Here is a 22,758-nt window from a genome sequence, read left to right on the forward strand (position 1 = left end):
ATAAATAAATGCGTGTAACACAAAGTATGCTTTCAAACAATTTACTACGAAATTTAAACCAAAGTTATGCTGAAATGGATAAGTACTTTAATCAGCTTAATACTGGTAAAAAATTTAACCGCCCTTCTGATGATCCTGTAGCTGCAATGAAAGGTATCGGGTTTCGTACAGAACTTCATCAAGTGAAACAATATCAACGGAATACAAATGAAGTACATAACTGGCTCGATAATTTAGATTCGGCATTGGACCAAGTCAATAGTGGATTGCAAAGAATTCGCTACTTGGCAGTACAGGCGAGTAATGGGACGTATGGAGAATCTGAACTTAAAAGTATAGCTGCAGAAGTGGAGCAAATAAAAGCGGATTTAATTGAAACAGCAAATATGAAAGTAAATGATAAATATATCTTTAATGGAACAAATACGAATATACCTCCTGTAAATGTAGATGCAGAGCCGATAGTTGTCGAATTTGATGATAGTCAAGTGATCATCAAAGTAGCGACGAATTCGGAGCTTGCGGCAAACGTTGATGGAAACAAAGTGTTTATGAACGGTGAAGAGAGTTTGTTTGATACGATTGATCATTTCATCGCCAAATTAAATGGTGAAATTGACGAAGATATGGATGAAAGCATCGCAGATATGGATATTTTCATCGATAATGTTATCAATTCCCGAGCAGATTTAGGTGCAAAAATGAATCGTTTGGAACTGATTGAAAATCGCCTTGCAAAACAGGAGATTGTCGCTACATCAACATTATCGAAAAATGAAGATATAAATTATGCTGAAACCATTACAAATCTAATCACTCAGGAAAGTATCCATCGTGCCGCGTTATCAAGTGGCGCTCGGATCATGCAGCCTACATTATTAGATTTTCTAAGATAAGAGATGAATCCAACCCTTAGCCCTTATGATAGGGGTTCTAAGGGTTTTTCTTACAGATGATATTTACTGATTAAGCTAGGGGGCGGCAAGCGTGAAAATCCCACAACTACAAATGGAATCTCAATTTGCAAGAATAGCAATCAATCGGACGGATGCAAAGTTGGAGATAAAACAAGAGCTTCCAAAAGTTCATATGGAACAACGACCAGCAGATGTTACCATTCGTACAGTTCCTGGAAAGCTTACAATTGATCAAACGCAAGCCTTTGCGGATATGAACCTGATGTCCATTTTTGAAAGGAATGACCGATTCAGTCGGGAGGGTCTGCAAGCTGTCCAAGAAGGAACTGCTAGAAGAGCTAGGGAAGGAAAAGAACTTATGCAAATTGAACATGGTGGAAATGTTATAGCCGCACAGGCGAAGAGGAATACACATCCTCCAATGAAAGCACTTGGCATTACCTTTATTCCTTCCAATTTTTCTGTGAAATTAGATTATCAACCTGCTGAAGTGCAGATTGATGTGACCACCCATCGACCAAAAATTCAAGCCGAAACGAATTCTCCCCAATTTACGTACCATCCTGGGGATGTAGAAACGAGTCTTGTACAAAAAAATGATTTGAAAATAACGGTAATCGAACCGTAACTAATCTTGAGAGGAAGAATAATGCATGCAATTAGCAACAAAGTATTTAGGAAATGTCGAAGTGGATCAAAGGAAGATTATTCAATTTCCAAATGGGCTTCCAGGCTTCCCGGATGAAAATGAATTTATTATTTTAGATTTGCCCAACAACGCTGCTTTTCAATTATTGCAGTCTATAAAGACGAGCGATCTTGCTTTTGTTATAACGAATCCACATTTAATATATAAAAACTATGAAATAAAACTGGAAAAAGAGCTATTAACTACATTGCAAATTAATAAAGAAAAAGATGTTGCTGTTTATGCAATTGTGACTCTAAACAAGCCTTTCTCAAATAGTACACTTAATTTACGTGCACCAGTGATCATCAATACAGAACAACTGATGGGGAAACAATATATTTTAAACGATGATACATATTCTTCAAAAGCTAGCTTGACTCCTGATAAAAGGGAGGTCGAATCATGCTAGTATTGACTCGAAAGAAAAATGAAGCAATCCAAATCGGCGATGATATTGAAATTAAGATACTAGGTATTGAAGGGGATCAAATTAAATTGGGGATTGCTGCTCCTAAATCCGTTGATATTTACCGAAAAGAAATTTATCTTGATATTCAAGAGCAGAATAATGCTGCTGCAAATCTATCGCTCGACTTATTGGATTTAATGAAAGATACGCATACTGATAAGTAATATACAATTTTGTCTTGAATTCTATCAAAATTGACCGATAGTAATAGTAGGTATAGGAAGGGAATGGTTGGGATGGCAATCGATAAAATTGGATCTCAGGCTTTCGCACCAAGTGACATACTACATCAAGTACAGACATCAGAAAGATCCACAATGACTTATAATGCAAAAGAAAAAACTAATGAAAAACTGGATGGCTTTGGGATGCTAAAAACAGAGTCGGTAGAAGAAGCTGTTGATAAACTGAATAATTTTTTAGAACCGGTCCGTCGTAATTTAAAATTTGAATTACATGATAAACTCGACAAATATTATGTGACCGTCGTTGATTCAAACACAGATGAAGTGATCAAAGAAATTCCACCCAAGAAAATCCTCGATATGTACGCGGCAATGGCGGAATTTATGGGACTACTTGTAGATAGAAAAGTTTAAGGAAGTGAGAGAATGCGTATAGGTGGGCTAGCTAGTGGAATTGATACGGATAATATCATCAAGGAACTGATGAATGCCGAACGAATTCCATTAAATAAGCTGGAACAACAAAAAACAAAAATGGAATGGCAACGTGACGCCTTCCGAGATGTCAACAAACAGATATTTGAACTGGAACGTTTGATTGAAAACAGAAGGTTAAATATAGGCGGTAGTACAGTTAATCCAAAAATTGTTTCGTCTTCAAATGAAAGTGCGATAACTGCGTCAGGATCATCCTCTGCTGGGAATGGGGCTTATAGGATTTCTGTTGAGCAGCTTGCTTCCCGCGAGATGCATGTGATTGATTTATCGGGACAAGATTTTACCATTCCAACTGGAGAATTTATCTTCATGACATACGATGAAGCAAGTAAGGAGAATGATTTTCAGGCAGGGATGTATGAAAAATCAATCACAATTGAAGAGGGGGATACTCTTCAAACAATCGCTAAAAAAATCTCTGATGCAGATAAAAATGTTCAGGCTTTTTATGATGAAAAATCTGAAACATTTGTCATTGAAACGACAAGGTCGGGAATTCATAATTTAAATGAAAATGAGGATGAAATTGTTTTTAGCGGCGGTAATGATGATTTCTTTACACAACTCTTTTCAGCTGGTACTTATGAAAAGGTTGATGCAAAAAATGCTAAGTTTACATATAACGATGTAGTAGAATTGGAATCTAATGAAAATAAGTATACATTAAATGGGATCACCTTCAATTTCCATGACGTAACAAAGGATGAAAATGTCACACTTACTGTAGCACATGACACTGACAAAGCCGTTGAGAATATTAAAGAGATCGTTGATAAGTTCAATGAATTGGTTGAGACTTTGAATGATTTACAAAATGAACCTGTATATCGGGATTTTCCTCCATTGACAAAAGAACAAATGGAAGAAATGTCGGAAAAAGAAATCGAACTGTGGGAGGAAAAAGCTAAAAGTGGCTTGTTACGGAGAGATCCAATCCTTTCTTCCTCTCTGACAAATTATCGTTCTGTCTGGTCATCTTCCATGTCGGAGGCGGGACCAATAAGTTTGCTTGCTGATATCGGAATCACCACTACAGAAAATTATCTCGATGGTGGAAAACTTGAAATTGATGAGGAAAAGTTAAGGAAGCAACTTGAAGAAAATGGTGAAAATGTAAACAGCTTACTGTTTGGTACTGGAGAGGGGACTTCTCGTGGATTGTTCACGCGTCTTGAAGATTCCCTGCAAAATACAATTAATCAAATAGACAAGCGTGCTGGAAAAGGTTCTTCAACAAGCCAATCCTACACGATGGGACGCCAACTCGAATCAATCGAAGACCGTATCAAAGCATTTGAAGATCGCTTAAAACAAGTGGAAGACAGATATTGGCGCCAGTTTACTGCAATGGAACGAGCAATATCCATGATGAATAACCAATCGGCTATGTTAATGAGCTTTGGCGGAAATATGTAGCGGTAAAGGAGTGAGACGATATGAATAAAGCCTATCAAACGTATAAAAATAACTCAGTCAATACGGCATCTGGCGGAGAACTTACGTTAATGTTATATAATGGTTGTATTAAGTTCATTAAGCAAGCGATGAAAGATGTAGAAGACAATGATTATGAAGCTAAAAACAGAAACATCCAAAAAGCACAAAACATTATTCGAGAACTATTGATTACATTGGATCCAAAAGTAGAGATCTCTAAACAGTTTCAACCTTTATACGAATTCATGCTTAGTGAGTTGACAGCTGCCAATATTGAGAACAGCCGTGAGAAATTGGAAAATGTCTTAGAGTTAGTGACGGAATTCAGAGATACTTGGAAGCAGGTGCTATTGCAGCACCGGAAGCAAAAATTTTCTCAAAGGCCTAGCATATGATAGATGATTTGAAAAAGGTTCACGAACTTACCCTACAGTTACAGAAGCTGCTGGAGGACCCGATATCTTCTGGTGAACGCGAAGTTGTCATTGAACAACTAAATGAGCTGATCGAAGAACGTGGGAAATATATGGAGCATATTTCCCCTCCGTATACGGATGAAGAAAAGCATTTAGGAGAGAGGATTTTTCGAATGAACGTTGACATTCAAGCGAAGATGCAACATATATTCTCAGATTTGAAGCTTGAGATGAAACGAATGAAAAAACAGAAGAAGACTCAACAATCTTATATAAATCCATATAAGAATGTATCCTCTTCAGATGGCTCTTTCCTGGATAAAAAGAAATGATTGATAAACAGTGTGCTGACGGCACACTGTTTTTATATTGCCTGGGAAATCGCATAAACAGCGTCGTATCGATGTAAAAGATTATAAATCGACAAAATTTTATTAGACAATAGAAAATTTATTAATATATTGTAAACTCTTTAAAGCTTGTCATATCAAGGTTTTCGGTGGTCTCTTTTGAAAGCCTTTACTTTTTCTTAACGTTTCGGGAGGTAAAGTTGCGGGGAAAGTAGTATAATATATATATAAAGAATAAAGGAGGACACTTTTATGAGATTTAACATTCGTGGTGAGAATATTGAGGTTACTGGAGCGATCAAAGAGTATGTAGAAAAGAAGATCAGCAAGCTCGAACGGTACTTTGAAACAACTCCATCAACCGATGTTCATGTAAATTTAAGTGTCTATAATGATGAGCAGCGCATTGAAGTAACAATTCCTATGACTAACCTGCTTCTAAGAGGTGAAGTTACACATGATGATTTATACGCAGCTGTGGACTTGGTAGTGGACAAACTAGAACGACAAATCCGTAAATATAAAACGAAGATCAATCGTAAAACACGTCAAAATGGTGCTCCAAAGCATGTGTTTGCAGAAATGGAGAAAGAAATTCAAAATGAAGAATATGATGACTCCAATGAATTTGAAATTGTACGGACAAAACGTTTTAATCTAAAGCCAATGGACTCTCAGGAAGCGATACTTCAAATGGATATGCTAGGTCACTCCTTCTTTGTCTTTACTAATGATGAATCAGGTGATACGAATGTAGTGTATCGCCGAAATGATGGCAAATACGGTTTAATCGAGCCGCATGCCTGATCTATCTGGTTAATATGAACAAGTTATCGAGAGATCACTCGATAGGTTAATTATTATAATAGCGTGGTGCTTCTATCTTTGATGGAAGTATCACGCTTTTCCTTTAGAGAAGGTAGGGCTTGTATTCCTCTCCATATGATTTACATTAAGATGAACGGATTATTCTTTTTGTTCTTCCATTCGAGGATAAATGTTGGGATGCAAACTTGTTTGAATGCTTGAGGGAATTACGATATCGGCCTTTGTTTAGGTTGTCATCAACAATTGGATAGTGTTATTATTGTTTATAAAGGCATTGATTATATTGAGGAGCGTATATAAATGGCAGGATTGTTAACTAGGATTTTTGGTGATGGTAATAAAAAACAACTTAAACGTATAGAGAAAACAGTAAATGAAATCGAAGCTCTTGAGCCAGAGGTGGAAAAGCTATCAGATAACGATTTAAAGAACAAAACAAATGAGTTTAAAGATAGAATAGCAAATGGTGAATCATTGGATGACCTTCTTGTCGAAGCTTATGCAGTTGTCCGAGAAGCGTCAAGACGTGTTTTAGGTATGCGTCCTTTCCGCTCTCAGCTGATGGGTGCAACAGCCTTGCATGGTGGAAATATCGCTGAAATGAAGACAGGGGAAGGTAAAACCCTCGCTTCCACTATGCCTGCTTATCTGAATGCGTTAGAAGGTAAGGGTGTACATGTCATTACCGTAAACGAATATTTGGCAGAACGTGATTCACGTGAAATGGGAGAGCTTTATGAATTCCTTGGTTTAACTGTTGGTTTAAATATTAACAGTATGACAAAGGAACAAAAACGTGAGGCGTACCAACGAGATATAACTTATGGAACGAACAATGAGTTTGGCTTTGACTATTTGAGAGATAATATGGTCCTATACAAAGAACAAATGGTGCAACGTAACTTGAATTTTGCAATCATTGACGAGGTTGACTCGATTCTGATTGACGAAGCGAGGACCCCATTGATCATTTCCGGCTCAGCAAAAAAATCTGCATCGCTTTATACACAGGCGAATGGTTTTGTTATGACGCTGAATAAAGAAAGTGATTATACGTACGATGAGAAGACAAAAGGTGTACAGCTTACAGAAGAAGGGATCAACAAAGCCGAAAAATACTTTAATATCGAGAACTTATTCGATCTTGATCATGTTTCTTTAACTCATCATATTAACCAAGCATTAAAAGCCCATGTAGCTATGCACCGTGATGATGACTACATGGTAGAGGAAGGACAAGTTGTTATTATTGACCAATTCACCGGACGGAAAATGAAAGGCCGCCGTTACAGTGATGGGCTTCACCAGGCAATTGAAGCAAAAGAAGGTCTGCAAATTCAAAATGAAAGTATGACACTTGCTTCTATTACCTTCCAGAACTATTTCCGGATGTATAATAAATTATCTGGAATGACAGGTACAGCAAAAACAGAGGAAGAAGAATTCCGTAACATATATAACATGGATGTAATCGTAATTCCTACGAATAAACCGATTATCCGTGATGACCGCCCAGATTTGATTTACAAATCGATGGAAGCAAAGTTCCGTGCCGTAGTGGAAGAAATTAAAGAACGTAACCAAGCGGGCCAACCAGTTCTTGTAGGTACAGTAGCCGTAGAAACTTCCGAACTGATATCGAAAATGCTCAAAAAGGCTGGTATTCGTCACGAAGTCTTAAATGCGAAAAACCATTACAGAGAAGCGGAAATCATTGAAAATGCCGGGCAAAAAGGTTCTGTGACAATTGCTACTAATATGGCAGGTCGTGGGACAGACATCAAGCTTGGAGAAGGTGTTCTTGAACTTGGGGGACTTGCTGTTATTGGGACAGAGCGACATGAGTCCCGTCGTATTGATAACCAGCTGCGAGGTCGTTCCGGCCGTCAGGGTGATCCAGGGGTCACTCAGTTCTATCTTTCAATGGAAGATGAATTGATGCGTCGTTTCGGGTCCGATAATCTACGGAACATGATGGACCGCTTTGGAATGGAAGATGATCAGCCATTAGAAAGTAAAATGATTTCAAAAGCAGTTGAATCCGCACAGAAGCGTGTGGAAGGAAATAACTTTGATGCTCGTAAAACAATCCTTGCTTATGATGATGTTCTTCGAGAACAACGTGAAATCATCTACAAACAACGTTTCGAAGTAATTGACTCAAAAGATGGTTTAACTGAAATCATCATGAACATGATTCGTTCGTCTGTGGAGCGGGTAGTTGGTTCTCATACACAGGACGACGATGAAGAACTTTGGAATTTAGAAGCGATTATCGAACATGTTCATGCGAATTTACTCAATAAGGAAGATATTGAAGTTAATGACTTGAAGGGCAAAGATCCGGAAGAGATGATAGATCTCATTATGGAGAAGGTTCAGAAAGCATACGACACCAAACGGGAAGAATTGGAACCTGAACAATTCCAAGAGTTTGAAAAGGTCATTCTTTTACGTACGGTTGATTCCAAATGGATGGATCATATCGACCAAATGGAGCAGTTGCGTCAGGGGATCTATCTTCGTGCTTATGGGCAAACAGACCCATTGCGCGAGTATCAAATGGAAGGATTCCAAATGTTTGAAGCTATGGTCCAGTCGATTGAAGACGAAGTTGCGAAGTTTGTAATGAAAGCTCAGATTCGTGATAATTTGCAACGACAAGAAGTAGTGAAGGACACAACTGCAGCACATGGTGGGCAAGATGGTAAGAAAAAAGTCCGTAAACCAATCGTCAAAGACAACCGAGTTGGACGTAACGATCCATGCCCATGCGGCAGTGGTAAAAAATATAAAAACTGTCATGGTAAGAATCAATAGAAGGTTAACAGAACAGCCTAAAGACAATAGCGTATATAAGTTTCTGACTGTGGCTTAAAATTCTACTAATTCACATGTCAATCCGCGCCCAAGCGAATATCGGAATTTCTGGAATTCATCAGTGGTAAGTAAGCCACGGTCATATTCACCGTGATTTCTTATCCCTGTGAAACAGTCTAACCGTAAATCGCTTAAGGGCGCTTCCGCTTTTGTGCTATTAAACAGTTTTTATCATTCAAATTTTTATGAGGTGATGTATGATGGATTTAGCAGAAATCAGAAATGAATTAGACAAAATAACTTCACGTGTTGAAGACTTTAGGGGGTCTCTTTGACTTAGATAATAAGCGGGCGCGGATTAACGAATTAGAGCAAGAGATGGCTAACCCAACTTTCTGGGATGATCAGCAGAGCGCACAAAAAGTTATCAACGAGTCAAATGGACTGAAGCACCAAGTCGAATCACTGGAGAATATAGAAGAAACCTTGGAGGACTTAGAGGTTTCCTATGAGTTAGTTAAAGAAGAAGCAGATGAAGAATTGTTCAAAGATTTAAATGATCAACTTGAAGAATTCTTAGTGAAGATCAGTGACTTTGAACTTGAAATGCTTTTGAGTGAACCTTATGATGCTAAAAATGCGATTCTTGAGCTCCATCCTGGTGCAGGAGGGACGGAATCACAAGATTTTGCAGAAATGCTTTTAAGAATGTATCAGCGGTGGGCTGAACAAAAAGGTTTTCAACTTGAAACATTGGACTATCAACCAGGTGATGAAGCCGGAGTAAAAAGTGTCACCCTGTTAATTAAAGGTCATAATGCTTATGGATATTTGAAAACAGAAAAAGGTGTACATCGTCTCGTTCGTATATCACCATTTGATTCATCAGGAAGACGTCATACATCTTTTGTATCATGTGATGTAACTCCAGAAATGGATGAAGATGTGGAAATAGAAGTGCGTGATGAAGATATAAAAATCGATACGTACCGTGCGAGTGGTGCTGGTGGTCAGCATGTCAACAAAACGGACTCAGCAGTACGACTGACTCATTTACCAACAAATATTGTCGTAACGTGTCAAAACGAACGCTCGCAAATCAAGAACCGTGAATCTGCAATGAAAATGCTGAAGTCGAAGCTCTATCAACTGGAAGTAGAGAAACAGGAGCAAGAATTAGCGAAACTACGCGGTGAACAAAAGGAAATTGGTTGGGGAAGTCAAATCCGTTCATATGTTTTCCACCCTTATTCGATGGTGAAAGATCATCGGACGAATGAAGAGGTAGGTAATACCCAAGCGGTCATGGACGGTGGAATTGACGTCTTCATCGATGCTTATTTACGTTCGCAAATGCAATAAAATAAAAAAATATTGTATCCTTCCAATACTCGCATAGTCAGGAATTTGTTGGTAATTGTTCACATACTATGTCGTTATCTGTGTTTTATATTAGAGTAATTAGGATATAATATTATTGATGTTCAAATTACTCAATTGGAATGGGGGATTTTTGCATGAAGAAATGGTTATTAGCAGTATTATTCGGAGCAGTTCTTGTACTTGGTGCTTGTGGTGGAGGAGACGACACGACAGAGGAGCCTGCTGATTCAGGTGATACAGGTACGGAAGAATCAACGGATGACGGCGCTGCAGTAGATACTGCAGCTGGTGAAGAAGTTTACCAAGCGAACTGTGCAATGTGTCACGGTGCAGATTTATCTGGTGGAGCAGGACCAAGCCTAGAATCAGTTGGTAGTGACTACTCTCCAGAAGAAATTGAAGACATTATTGTAAATGGTAAAGGTTCTATGCCAGCACAAAATGTTTCAGGTGATGATCTTGATGCACTAGTATCATGGTTGTCAGAACAAAAATAAGTTATGGATGAAATAAGTCTAGCTTACAATGTGAGCTGGACTTTTTATTTTGCTGAAATTTTTCATTGGAACATCCTTCCAACGACATAATCCCCTTAATTAACAAGGAAGATTACATGAAATTATCATTGAAATATAAATGTAATAATTTTATGTCTAAAAAACTCGCATATTGATGTTATAATAACTAGAGTAATCTACTAATGTTCAAGCAGCATTCAATCAGAAGAAAAAAATATAAAATTATAAAGGTGATACATATATGATTTTGATGGAAGATGTTTATAAAACATATCCAAATGGAGTCTCGGCTCTTAATGGAATTAATGTTGAGATAAAACAAGGTGAATTTGTGTATATCGTAGGTCAAAGTGGAGCTGGGAAATCCACATTTATAAAGCTCATGTACCGGGAAGAAAAGCCTACTAGCGGGAAGATTGTCATTAATGATATGGAATTAGATAAAATCAAAGAAAAACGTGTTCCGTTTCTAAGAAGGGATATCGGTGTTGTTTTCCAAGACTTTAAACTTTTACCGAAGTTGACAGTCTATGAAAATATCGCTTATGCACTTGAAGTTATTGAAGAATCTCCTAAATCAATCCGTACACGTGTACTCGAAGTACTGGATGAAGTCGGCTTAAAAAATAAAGCACGTTTCCTTCCAGCAGAGCTTTCTGGGGGAGAGCAGCAACGTGTTTCCATTGCTCGAGCTATCGTAAACCGTCCACGAATTGTAATCGCGGATGAACCTACAGGAAACTTGGACCCAGATACATCATGGGAAATTATGAAGACTTTTGAAGAAATAAATGAAAGAGGAACGACAATCATCATGGCAACGCATAGTAAAGATATTGTTAATACGCTTAAAAATCGAGTAATTGCTATTGAAAATGGTGTAATTGTTAGAGATGAACAACGAGGTGAATACGGTTATGAAGTTTAGAACATTTACACGGCATTTTAGGGAAGGTACAAAAAATATCTTCCGTAATGGTTGGATGACAGTCGCTTCCATTGGTGCCGTAACCACAACGTTAATTCTAGTTGGAGTGTTCCTCGCTATCGTATTCAACTTGAATGAATTTGCGAAGAATATCGAATCCGATGTGGAAATTAAAGTATTGGTCGATTTGACCACAGAAAAAGATGATGTACTAGCCTTAGGCGACAAAGTTAAACAGATTGAAGGCGTAGAAAGGGTTTATTTCTCCTCGAATGACGAAGAACTGGAAAGTTTGATTAATAGTATGGGAGAAGAAGGAAGAGCTTGGGAACTGTTTGAACAAGATAATCCTTTAAACCACGCTTATGTTGTTCAAGCTGCAGATCCTCAGGATACAGAAAGAATCGCTGAGGAGATCATGGGATATGACCATGTTTATGATGTGAACTTTGGGCAAGACATCGTTGATAAGCTTTTCGAGTTTAATAATTATGCCCGAATTGTTGGTCTTGTTTTAATTGCAGCTCTAGTGTTGACAGCTGTATTCCTTATCTCAAACACGATAAAAATAACAATTATTGCAAGAAGTACAGAAATCTCCATTCAAAAGCTGGTCGGTGCCACCAATGGATTCATTCGTTGGCCATTTTTTGTGGAGGGGTTGATTCTTGGAGTGTTGGGATCAATCATCCCAATTACAGTAGTACTGGTTGGATACCAGTACGTATATGATAATGTTGCAAGTCAAATTAATATAAGTTTTGTCGAGTTATTACCATTCTCTCCATTTGCTTGGTATTTGGCATTAATCATTTTACTAATTGGTGCCACAATTGGTGTTTGGGGAAGTGTTATGAGTGTCCGTAAATTCTTGAAAGTGTAATAGATTTTTAGAATACAAGAAGTCATTTAATCAGAGCGTGCCGTCCATATATTTTCTGAAAATGTGAAAATTATATGGACGCCGTCTTGATTAACTCATTCATAAGTGGGACGCCACTGAAAAAAGTTTTATTTATTGAAGGGAGAATACGAGTTGAAGAAATCCATCTTAATCCTCACTATGACTACACTCTTACTCACAACTCTAGCAACTGCAGGAGGAACCTCAGTCTCCGCAGAATCAATTCAGGAATTGAAAGAAAAGATTAATCAACATGAAGCAGAGAAATCTAAGATATCAGAAGAAAAGAATAACCTTGATAACAACAAAAAAGACACTGAATCTAAAATTGATGAAAACCTAAAGGAACAAAAATCAGTAGAGCAAGAAATCGTTGATCTTGATGAAAGATTAGCAAAAACACAAAGTGATATTTCGACTAAAGAGAATGAAATATCTGAAACGAATAAAGAAATTGATGAGTTATCAGAGCGGATTGAAACATTAAAAGAAGAAATTAAAATTTTAGAGGAAAAGATAGAAAAACGTGATGTTTTACTGAAAGATCGTCTCCGTTCTATCCAACAAAGCGGCGGAGAAGTAAATCTGATTCAAGTAATCTTCAATTCTAAAAGCTTCATAGATTTTATTAGTCGGACAACAGCTGTAAATACTATCATGGATCAAGATAAAAAAATTATGGAAGAACAAGCAGCTGATAAACAACTACTAGCGGAAAACCAAAAAGAAGTGGAAGAAAAGAAAAAGACTGTAGTTGCGAAAAAAGAAGAATTGGAAGGGCAGAAGAAAGAACTTGTTGCTTTAAAGAATCAGCTCGATGAGCAGAAATCTGAAAGAAAAACATTAATGGCCCAACTTGAAGAAGAGCATCAGGAACTTGAAGAAATTAAATTGACAATCGAAGAAGAACAGGAAATTCTTGCAGCTGAAGAACAAGCAAAAGCTCAAGCAATTGCTTTAGCGCAAAATAAAATTGGTGAGCTGGAACAGCTTGCTAAAGAAGAAGCAGAAAGAAAGCGGAAAGAAGCAGAACGTAGAAAAGCTGAGCAAGCGAAATCCAATCAGAATCAAGATGGCAAGAAAGTTGCATCAGCACCAGACACGAGCACAGGATCTAGTGGAACAAGTGGTGGAGGCAATGGAATATTCATTTACCCAGCAGGAAACAGTATAAGCTCTCCGTTTGGTATGAGATTCCATCCTATTGATAATGTTCATAAGCTTCACGCTGGAATCGACTTCCCTGTAGGTACGGGAACACCATTGAAGGCACCTGCAGATGGAGTAGTTAGTACTGCACGCTGGATGGGTGGCTTTGGTAATGTTATAATGATTTCCCACTACATAGATGGCCAAAGTTATACAACCGTATCCGCTCACTTGAGCCGAATTGATGTCTCACCAGGACAAGCGGTAAGTCAAGGCGAAGTAATTGGTGCAACTGGAAATACTGGAAAATCAACGGGTCCTCATCTTCACTTTGAGGTTCATCTAGGCGGATATGGTAATCCAGTAAACCCAGCTCCTTATATGAATTAAATCTTTTAAAATATAGGTATCGTTCAAATGGACGATACCTTTTTCTTTAATGAAGTTTCATAGTTACACTGGGGGAAAGTAATATACGTCATTTATGATAAGGTTCACGCTAATACGTATATTCACAATTAAATAATTTCATTTATGAGAAGTCTTAGGCATAGTCATGATAAAGATATAATGGTATCCTTTTTTATAATGGATGGAAGATATTGAGGTGGAAAGATGAAGCTTAACAAATTACAGATTGTACTTTTATTGATAGCTGCTTTAGCGCTCGGTTTTCTAGGTGCTTATGCAGGTATTTCTTTAGCAGGTAATGATGATGGCGAAAGTAACCCTAATCGTCAAGAACAAAGGTTGAGTAAGGGTTCAGACAACTTACCGGGTGAATTACAGAAGGTAGCTCAGGCATTTAATTTAGTTAAAGAAAATTATATTGAGAATATTGATGATACTCAACTTGTTGAAGGAGCAATAGAGGGGATGCTTGCTACATTGGATGATCCTCATACTTCTTATTTGAATCTTGAATCGATGGAAGAATTTAATCAACAAATTGAATCTTCATTTGAGGGAATCGGTGCCGAAGTAAGTATGGTCAATGGTGTTGTGACGATTGTTTCACCTATTAAAGATTCACCTGCTGAAAAAGCTGGACTGCGACCAAATGATCAAGTGCTATCAGTAGATGGGGAAAGCCTTGAGGGGCTAAATCTGAACGAAGCCGTTGCTAAAATCCGCGGTGAGAAAGGAACAGAAGTAACGCTGGAAATAGTGCGTGCTTCGGCTAATGAATCTTTTGATGTTGTGATCGTACGTGATACCATCCCAGTAGAAACAGTTTATAGCAGTACAGAAACTGTTGACGGAAAAACAACGGGTATTATTGAAATCACAAATTTCTCGGAAAAAACGGCAAGTGAATTTGAGGAACATTTAACGGAATTAGAAAGTGATGGAATAGACGGATTAGTGATTGATGTAAGAGGCAATCCAGGAGGATTACTCAATATTGTGGAAGAAATCCTTGCTTTATTCGTTCCTAGTGATCTTCCTTACATTCAGATTGAAGATGCCAATGGTAATGTTGATAAGTTTCATTCTAGACTGGACGAAAAGAAAGAGTATCCAATCAGTGTCTTGATTAATGAGGGTAGTGCCTCCGCATCAGAAATTCTTGCCATTGCATTGAAGGAGATTGGATATGATGTCATCGGACACACAAGTTACGGTAAAGGAACAGTCCAAACCGCTTTACCTTTAGGTGATGGCAGCTCCATTAAAATGACGACGTATAAATGGCTTTCTCCAAAAGGAGAATGGATCAATGAGACTGGTGTCGAGCCGACGGTAGAAGTTGACCAGCCAGAATATTACTATGCTAATCCGATTGTAGTGGAAGAGGAACCATTTGGTTTAGATGATAGTGATCCGAACATCGAAAATATACAAATTATGCTGGATGGATTGGGATATGAACCTGGTCGTGTCGATGGTTACTTTAACGAGCAAACAGAAACAGCAGTTAAGGAATTTCAAGCGGATAATGACTTAAAAGTAACTGGTGAAGTGGATGAGCAGACCGCTGGAATGATTGATGCAAAAGTAATTGAAAAAATCCGATCTGGTGAGGATGACGTCCAATTGGACAGCGCACTGGAAGAGTTATATAAATAATTCATGTATAAAACATAGGATAAGGCAGCTTATCCTATGTTTTTTTATTGATTTTTTCGACAAGAAAAGGATGAAAACAATTCGTTTAAAATTGTGGGTTTACAACTCGGATGAGGTAGAAGACATATTGTTTTTTCTCTTGCCCAAAAACCTATATAAAAGGATGAAATTCTCGCTCCAAAACATGAATTGCATCACCCCTGTATATTGATTTTCATGGTATACTGTTAACATGAAGTCATTGTCCTGTAAGAAGGAAAAGAAACGAATCGTGGCGAATTATAGTAGTAATGGATGCTTTACAATAGATACATAGAGGGTGGTTTGTTTGGTTGAACTATGGTTACAGGAATTAGCGAGAGGAGCGCTGAAGGTATTTGTCAATCCGTTGTTTTACTGGATATTTATCCTAGTTGTCTTAGCGGGATATCAACGGATAAAAAATGAACGACAACAATTCGGGGTTAAAGTATTTGATTTATTTAGTGAATGGAAATATACATGGTTTCCGGCAATTTTGACAGGACTTATCTTATCTATTATTTTCGCAGGTGTCGGATTAGTATACTCCTATGGTACTATCATCGTATTAAGCGTTATGATGATCATATTATCCATTCATCTACGATTCACTTTATTGTCTCCAAGCTATACGATTGGCCTAACCTATATCGTTTTGTTGTTTGCACCAGTAATTATAAAAAATCAAAATTATATACCAGAATCTTATTTTACGGATATAAATTATCTTGGGCTGGCGTTACTGTTAGGTGTGATGCTTATTGTGGAAGCATTTTTCATCCGACGGGTCAAACGGGATGAGACGTTTCCCAGGTTATTAAAAAGTGAACGTGGTATCTGGATTGGAGAACATCAAATTAAAAAGCTGACTATGATTCCGCTTATATTTCTTGTGCCTGGTGGTGTGATTGAAAGTTTCGCACCTTACTGGCCATTGATCTCAATTAATGATACTACTTATGGCCTTGTGCTTTTTCCATTTCTTCTTGGATTTTCCCATAGGGTGAGGGCAAGCATTGCTCCTCTAGCGGCAAAACACTTGAGTAAAAAAATCCTATTATTAGGTATTCTTGTTCTTGCTATATCAGTAACAGGTTATTACTTAAAAGGCTTGTCTCTCCTTGCGTTGTTGATTGCTCTGTTTGGAAGGGAATTTATAACGTATCGATTCCGTACACAAGAAAAGCAAAAGAATGCCTTTTTTAAACCCGAAGAAGTTGGTCTTCGCGTAATTGGAATTATTCCTGGAACACCGGCAGAAAGGTTGGACATCCAAGTAGGTGAAGTGGTCTATAAAGTAAATGATAAGCGAATCTATAGTTCGGATGGATTTTATGAAGCCTTACAAACTTCCGGTGCTTATTTTAAGCTTGATATTCTTGACGACAATGGGGAAGTCCGATTTGTGCAGAGTGCTTTTTATGAAAGTGATCATTATCGTCTAGGACTTCTATTTGTTGAAAAACCACATCGAACAAAACAAGCGGTTAATGAAGGTTAATGATAAAGAAAGACAAAAGAGGCATTCGTGGATAATCAGCGAGTGCCTTTCTAATTAGAAAAAATATAAGAGAAGGGGTATATGCGATGAAGTTTTTTCATACAGCTGACTGGCATCTAGGTAAGCTCGTACAGGGTGTCTATATGACAGAAGATCAAGCATTTATTTTAGAACAATTTATTCACATGGTTGAAGAAGAGAAGCCGGATGCTGTCATTATTGCAGGCGATTTGTATGACCGTGCAGTACCACCAACGGATGCCATCCAATTATTGGACGATGTATTGCAACGGATTGTACTTGACTTAAAAGTGCCTGTAATTGCCATTGCCGGGAATCATGATAGCCCGAGCAGATTGGACTTTGGAAGCAATCTAATGAAGAAAAATGGTTTTCACATTATTGGAAGGCTGACGGAAAATATAGAACCGATTATATTAAAGGATGAATTTGGTGAAGTATATTTTCATGCAATTCCCTATGCAGATCCGAGCCAAGTCCGGAACCTTTATAAAGATGACTCCATACGTAATCATAATGATGCCCAGCGTAGGATCATCGAAAAAATCCAAGCTAATCTGATTCCTAACACAAGAAATATAGGGGTAGGACATGCTTTTGTAACCCCTTATGGGGAAGAAGCTGAGAATACAAGTGAATCGGAACGCCCTTTATCTATCGGTGGTTCAGAGTATGTTGATGCCCGCCTTTATGAAATTTTTAATTATACGGCGCTTGGTCATTTACACCAAGCTCACTACGTTTCCAATGAAACGATCCGTTATGCAGGCTCTCCGCTTAAATATTCCATTTCTGAAGAGCATCATAAAAAAGGCTTCTATATCGTCACTATGGATGAAAAAGGTAATACGGAAGTCGAAAAACGATTACTCACCCCGCGAAGGGAAATGAGAACGGTTGAAGGTTATATGGATGAAATTTTGGAGTCTCCTGCGAGTGATGACTACGTATTTGTCCGATTATTGGACCGTACACCAGTATTGTCCCCGATGGAAAAAATTCGTTCTGTATTTCCCAATGCCATGCATGTGGAAAGGAAGCATTATTCCGCTTTTCATCTAAGTGGAGACAACGAATCTATAAAAGAACGGAGAAAGATGACGGATTTGGAACTGTTTCGTGCATTTTACGAAGAAGTAAGAGGGGAAGGTCCTGGGGAACAGGCAGAAACCATATTTAAGGAAGCATTAAGCATGATTACAAGTGAAGATAAATAAACTTAAAGGGGGAGAAACAGTTGCGTCCTTTGAAATTAACGATGACAGCGTTTGGTCCATACAAAGATACGGAAGTTGTGAATTTCGCCGAGCTGGAGGAACATGATCTATTTGTTATTTCTGGAAAAACTGGTGCAGGAAAAACAACGATTTTTGATGGCATTTGCTTTGCACTGTATGGAAGTGCCAGTGGACAAGACCGGGGCGAGACCAAAATGCTCCGAAGTGATTTTGCATCAGACGATGTGCATACAGCAGTTGAACTGGAATTTGAATTAAAAGGAAAACAATACCGTATTAGAAGACAGTTAGGACATGTAAAGAAAGGTAATCGCTCCAAAACAGGAGACGATATTTTCATTTATGAACGTCAAGGTGAAGAAGAAATTTCGATTGTTGATCGGCAAATTGTATCGGAGGTCAATCAAAAAGTTGAAGATTTGATTGGACTTACCAATGATCAGTTCAAACAAATTGTTATGCTTCCCCAAGGAGAATTTCGTAAGTTATTGACATCAGATACAGAGAATAAAGAGGCTATATTACGCAGGCTATTTAAAACAGAAAACTATAAGTCAATTAATGAAGTTCTGCGTAATAAACGAAACGAGGAGCAGCTCGAATATGAAAAGCAGTTACAAATCAGAAATGAGTATATTCATAGCATCCCTTCCTTTATCAAACTCCGAGAAGAATCTCTTCTAATCGATTTACTAGAGACTGATTTTCCAAACGCTCATCAAGTTGCAGCTGCTCTAGAAGATGAAGCTGAGTATTATGAGGAAAGAATTAAAAATGATGAAGAAACATACAAGAAATCCTATGAATTAACGAACAAGATGCAGAAAGAATATCATGAAGCCCAGCATCTCAATGAACGATTCCAAGAACTCGAGAAAAAGCAACAGACCTTAAATAAGCTCTACCAGCGAAATAATGAATTCGAAGAGAAGGAAGTAAAGCTACTTGCTGCTGAGCGGGCTAATTCTTTGCTGTTTTATGAACGCCAGCTTGAACAGGCAAAACAAGAAGAGAAACAGGTTGAAAATGAGTTGCAGCTTGTTACTAATCAATTGTCTAAAGCGACTAATGTATTGGAACATGCGAAAAGTTCATATTTGAATGAGGAGAAACGTAAACCAGAGCGAGAGAAAGCTGGAAAAGAGCTTGATGAGCTGGAGAAGTATCTTCCTATTGTAAGAAGTATTGAAGAAACAAAACTAGATATTGAACGAATTAAAGAAAAAGGTATAAAAACGAAACAGAAGCTCGCAACAATAGAGAAACAACTGCTCGGTTCTGAAGAAAAGCAACAGTTTTTACGAACGGAAATTTCTAAGCTGGATGAAGAAATTGATAAATTAAGTGATGCACCAACCAGGTTGATGAAGCTTGAGGAACAGGCGAGAATATATAAACGGTATGAGAATCTCGCTAAGGAAAGTGAACAGGCTCAACAGGTTGTTGCCACAATCACTAAATCTTATAATGAGTTAAAAGAGGATTATCGGGAAAAAGAAGCTTCGTGGCTCAGTAACCAGGCGGTTGTACTCGCTGGACACCTTCACAATGGAGAGCCTTGTCCGGTTTGTGGAAGTGTCGAACATCCTAAAATTGCAACCAGTAAGGAACAAGCTGTATCCAGGGAGGAACTGCAACATACTAAATTATTGTTAGACAAAAAAGAAAAAGAATTCCAAGAAGCAAATATCATCCTTCAAGCTAAAAAATCTCAACTTGCCGAAGTGAAAGAAGAAATCAAAGCATTTACAGATGGCGAGAATTTGGAGCAGTTTTACACTAGACTCATTGACGAAGGCAAAAGCATGCGTAATAAAGTTCAGTGTTATGAAAGACTTCGGGAAGAACGGAAAGCGAAGAAGCAAGAAGAGGAAAAAATACTTGAAGAAAAGCGGAATCTAGATCCGATTTTTAATAAGTTGAAAGATGAACACGTAATGCTTCAACAAGATTACAAAACGAAGCGGGCCGTTTTGGAAGAACGTTTGCGTAACATACCGGAATCACTAACTGTATTGGAAGAACTGGAAAAACAGATTAGATTAGTTACCGAGAAAAAACAAAGTCTAGAAAAAGCATGGGAAGATGCACAACTTCAACTGGAAAAAGCGAGGGAATCTTTCACCAAAACCGACGCAAATAAAACGCATCTGGAAAAGCAGTTGTCCAGTATAAAAACAAAAGTAACGGAAGCAAAAGATAAATTTAAAACGAAATTATCAGAAGAAAATTTCGTGGATGAAGCCGCATATTATGCCGCTAAACTCCCTGAAGAGAAACAACAGTTATTGAAGAGTGAGATTGATGCCTTTAAACAACAGCTTGCTATATTAACTAAACAGACGGACGAGCTAAAAGAGAGCTTAAAAGGCAAGCAACCAAAGGATTTAAACGCATTAAAGCAGGAACTCGACCAATTACAAAAGCAATATGAGGAAGCTTTTAAGCAACTTAATGAGGCAAGGGACTATCAAGAGCGTGCACAATCAAGGAAAATCCAAATTCTGAAAGCAGATGAGGAATTGAAGAAAAAAGAACAACTCGTCTCTGCAGTCAGTGATGTATATGATATGCTTCGTGGTCAAAACAGCAAAAAGATTTCCTTCGAACGCTTTTTACAAATGGAATATTTGGAGCAAATCATCCATGCCGCAAATTCCAGACTACAAAAATTATCGAATAACCAATATTATCTAACGAGAAGTGATAGACAAGAATCCCACGGAAAACAAAGTGGTCTCGCACTTGATGTATATGACAACCATACTGGACAGACAAGGGATGTTAAAACATTGTCTGGTGGAGAAAAGTTCAACGCAGCATTGTCGCTTGCATTAGGTATGTCTGATGTCATTCAAAGCTTCCAGGGAAACATTTCGATTGAAACAATGTTCATTGATGAAGGTTTTGGCTCATTGGATGAGGAAGCGTTGACCAAAGCAGTTGATGCCCTCGTTGACCTCATGGAGTCTGGTCGGATGATCGGTGTCATTTCCCATGTGAAGGAATTGAAAGAAATTTTCCCTGCGATACTAGAGGTGAGAAAAACAAAAGAAGGATATAGTGAAACGGCATTCGTATTAAAATAATGTTAGTTGCAGAACCAATAAGAAAAACCTATAATAAGACTGGTATGCAAGTATTGCAATTCATGTTGAGGTGTAGAAATGGAATTTAATATAGGTCCCCGGATGCTCAAGACGGGTATCGCGGTCACATTGACGCTAGTCATTACAAGTTTGCTGCAAATGAATCTGGAACTTGTTGCGGCTATTGCTGCAGTACTAGCGATGCAGCCATCGATTATGCGTTCGTTCCAATACTTTAAAGAAGTCGTCATTGGAAACTCAATTGCCGTCATCTTTTCATTATTAGGTTTATTCTTGCTGGGCAGCCATCCGTTGTCAGTAGGAACGGTCGTTATTCTTTCAATTGCAGTAAACGTTCGATTGGGCTTGAATAAAACGGTTAGTTTGACTGTATTAACCATTATTACGATTATGCTGCAAAGTACTGGGGGCATTGATATAGCATTTATTGTTCATCGGTTGTCACTCGTAGTGATTGGTGTAACATCTGCATTTATTGTCAATGCATTCGTCTTCCCACCCGATCATCAAAAACTGCTCTTTAATCGTATAGATGATGCTGTTACGCAGACATTATTTTTACTTCGAGTCATACCGAATAAAACAATGAGTGTTCCGACATTAAAAGATGAAGATCGGGAAATAGAAAAGAAAATTACAAAAATCAAAGATTATTATGATATTTTAGTTGGAGAGCGGAGCCGCCTGTTCATCCGCCATAAAATCAACTTTCTCCGTAGTATTGTCATCTACAAGCATATGATTCGTGTGTTGGAAAAGCAGTATACCCTTATTACCCAATTGGAAAAGAATATGGAAGAAATCGAAACAATGGGTAGCGGAAAAAGTCATGTGATCAAAAAGTTGATTAATGAAATAACCAATTATAGCGAGAATGTTTTCCTACTTTATCAGGATAAGATTCTTCTCGATCGTGATTTACAAAGGGAAACGAAAAATGCAATGCGCTTGACGATCAATAATCTTATTGAAGAATTACAAGGATCGGATTACGAAAAATGGACATATGTCTTTCCAGTAGCGAACAGTCTTATCGAATTGTTCGCTGAGTTGGATAAACTTGAGAAGTTTGTACGTAAAAAAGAAAATCATCCGAAAAAATCACCTAACTTTGGGACATCTTAATGAACCCAATGTTAGGTTTTTTTTATGAAAATGGCTTATATTTCTACTGAATATGAAACCTTTCAGTTTGGACACCCGTACTACTAGGTGGAAGTATTACATCATAGATAGAAGGGGGCAAAATGTATGTTTCCATTTAACATTAAGCAGACATGTTATCAATGCAAAAAACAAATTCA

The 22,758-nt window shown here is 37.9% G+C and carries 20 protein-coding genes; all 20 read left to right on the plus strand.

The features are described from left to right. The first annotated feature begins 8 nt into the window (after positions 1 to 8). The 20 genes from flgL (at position 9) to ACFSBH_RS06810 (ending at position 22,579) form a co-directional block, all read left to right on the plus strand. Positions 9 to 896 (plus strand): flagellar hook-associated protein FlgL, encoded by an 888-nt coding sequence (gene flgL, locus ACFSBH_RS06715; protein WP_379596661.1) that lies wholly within the window; start codon positions 9 to 11, stop codon positions 894 to 896. Between the two features lie 91 nt (positions 897 to 987). Then, positions 988 to 1,545, plus strand: coding sequence for a DUF6470 family protein (locus ACFSBH_RS06720; protein WP_251513078.1), 558 nt, complete (start codon positions 988 to 990; stop codon positions 1,543 to 1,545). Positions 1,546 to 1,570: 25 nt separating this feature from the next. Further along, a complete protein-coding gene (gene fliW / locus ACFSBH_RS06725; protein WP_251513076.1) occupies positions 1,571 to 2,017 on the plus strand; it encodes a flagellar assembly protein FliW in 447 nt (148 codons plus the stop codon). Continuing rightward, a complete protein-coding gene (gene csrA / locus ACFSBH_RS06730) occupies positions 2,011 to 2,241 on the plus strand; it encodes a carbon storage regulator CsrA (protein ID WP_251513073.1) in 231 nt (76 codons plus the stop codon). Before fliW ends, csrA begins: the two co-directional genes overlap by 7 nt. A 63-nt stretch (positions 2,242 to 2,304) precedes the next feature. Next, entirely contained in the window at positions 2,305 to 2,676 is a 372-nt protein-coding gene (gene flaG / locus ACFSBH_RS06735; protein ID WP_251513071.1) for a flagellar protein FlaG, read from the plus strand. A 12-nt stretch (positions 2,677 to 2,688) separates the two neighbouring features. After that, positions 2,689 to 4,176, plus strand: coding sequence for a flagellar filament capping protein FliD (gene fliD, locus ACFSBH_RS06740; protein ID WP_379596665.1), 1,488 nt, complete (start codon positions 2,689 to 2,691; stop codon positions 4,174 to 4,176). A 20-nt stretch (positions 4,177 to 4,196) separates the two neighbouring features. Next, positions 4,197 to 4,592, plus strand: a complete 396-nt coding sequence (gene fliS, locus ACFSBH_RS06745) for a flagellar export chaperone FliS (RefSeq protein WP_379596667.1) — start codon at positions 4,197 to 4,199, stop codon at positions 4,590 to 4,592. Beyond that, on the plus strand, positions 4,589 to 4,945 hold the full coding sequence (gene fliT / locus ACFSBH_RS06750; protein ID WP_251513065.1) for a flagellar protein FliT: 357 nt from the start codon (positions 4,589 to 4,591) through the stop codon (positions 4,943 to 4,945). Before fliS ends, fliT begins: the two co-directional genes overlap by 4 nt. A gap of 270 nt (positions 4,946 to 5,215) precedes the next feature. Beyond that, a complete protein-coding gene (gene hpf, locus ACFSBH_RS06755) occupies positions 5,216 to 5,770 on the plus strand; it encodes a ribosome hibernation-promoting factor, HPF/YfiA family (protein ID WP_251513062.1) in 555 nt (184 codons plus the stop codon). A 321-nt stretch (positions 5,771 to 6,091) separates the two neighbouring features. Beyond that, positions 6,092 to 8,611 (plus strand): preprotein translocase subunit SecA, encoded by a 2,520-nt coding sequence (secA, locus tag ACFSBH_RS06760; protein ID WP_379596670.1) that lies wholly within the window; start codon positions 6,092 to 6,094, stop codon positions 8,609 to 8,611. Between the two features lie 260 nt (positions 8,612 to 8,871). Then, a protein-coding gene (gene prfB, locus ACFSBH_RS06765) for a peptide chain release factor 2 (protein ID WP_251513176.1) occupies positions 8,872 to 9,973 on the plus strand; the annotation gives its coding sequence in 2 pieces (ribosomal slippage) (positions 8,872 to 8,943 and positions 8,945 to 9,973; 1,101 coding nt in all). A 155-nt stretch (positions 9,974 to 10,128) separates the two neighbouring features. Next, a complete protein-coding gene (cccB, locus tag ACFSBH_RS06770) occupies positions 10,129 to 10,491 on the plus strand; it encodes a cytochrome c551 (RefSeq protein ID WP_251513058.1) in 363 nt (120 codons plus the stop codon). A gap of 262 nt (positions 10,492 to 10,753) precedes the next feature. Next, positions 10,754 to 11,440 carry a cell division ATP-binding protein FtsE gene (gene ftsE, locus ACFSBH_RS06775; RefSeq protein WP_379596672.1) on the plus strand — a complete coding sequence of 229 codons (687 nt, stop codon included), beginning with the start codon at positions 10,754 to 10,756 and terminating at the stop codon, positions 11,438 to 11,440. After that, positions 11,430 to 12,323, plus strand: a complete 894-nt coding sequence (ftsX, locus tag ACFSBH_RS06780; RefSeq protein WP_251513053.1) for a permease-like cell division protein FtsX — start codon at positions 11,430 to 11,432, stop codon at positions 12,321 to 12,323. The genes ftsE and ftsX overlap by 11 nt, the downstream gene beginning before the upstream one ends. Before the next feature lie 153 nt (positions 12,324 to 12,476). Beyond that, positions 12,477 to 13,883, plus strand: coding sequence for a murein hydrolase activator EnvC family protein (locus tag ACFSBH_RS06785; RefSeq protein WP_379596675.1), 1,407 nt, complete (start codon positions 12,477 to 12,479; stop codon positions 13,881 to 13,883). A 225-nt stretch (positions 13,884 to 14,108) separates the two neighbouring features. Then, positions 14,109 to 15,563 carry a S41 family peptidase gene (locus ACFSBH_RS06790; protein ID WP_379596677.1) on the plus strand — a complete coding sequence of 485 codons (1,455 nt, stop codon included), beginning with the start codon at positions 14,109 to 14,111 and terminating at the stop codon, positions 15,561 to 15,563. 328 nt (positions 15,564 to 15,891) lie between these two features. Beyond that, the gene (locus ACFSBH_RS06795; RefSeq protein WP_251513046.1) at positions 15,892 to 17,085 is read left to right on the plus strand and encodes a PDZ domain-containing protein; all 1,194 of its coding nucleotides are present in this window, start codon (positions 15,892 to 15,894) and stop codon (positions 17,083 to 17,085) included. Between the two features lie 86 nt (positions 17,086 to 17,171). Then, positions 17,172 to 18,323, plus strand: a complete 1,152-nt coding sequence (locus ACFSBH_RS06800; RefSeq protein ID WP_251513044.1) for an exonuclease SbcCD subunit D — start codon at positions 17,172 to 17,174, stop codon at positions 18,321 to 18,323. A 20-nt stretch (positions 18,324 to 18,343) separates the two neighbouring features. After that, entirely contained in the window at positions 18,344 to 21,433 is a 3,090-nt protein-coding gene (locus ACFSBH_RS06805; RefSeq protein ID WP_379596679.1) for an AAA family ATPase, read from the plus strand. Between the two features lie 78 nt (positions 21,434 to 21,511). Further along, positions 21,512 to 22,579: an FUSC family protein gene (locus ACFSBH_RS06810; RefSeq protein ID WP_251513039.1), complete on the plus strand. Its 1,068-nt coding sequence runs from the start codon at positions 21,512 to 21,514 to the stop codon at positions 22,577 to 22,579. Positions 22,580 to 22,758: the final 179 nt, after the last annotated feature.

The sequence above is a fragment of the Oceanobacillus luteolus genome (genome assembly GCF_042678205.1).
In the GTDB taxonomy this organism is placed as follows: Bacteria; Bacillota; Bacilli; order Bacillales; family Amphibacillaceae; genus Oceanobacillus; species Oceanobacillus luteolus.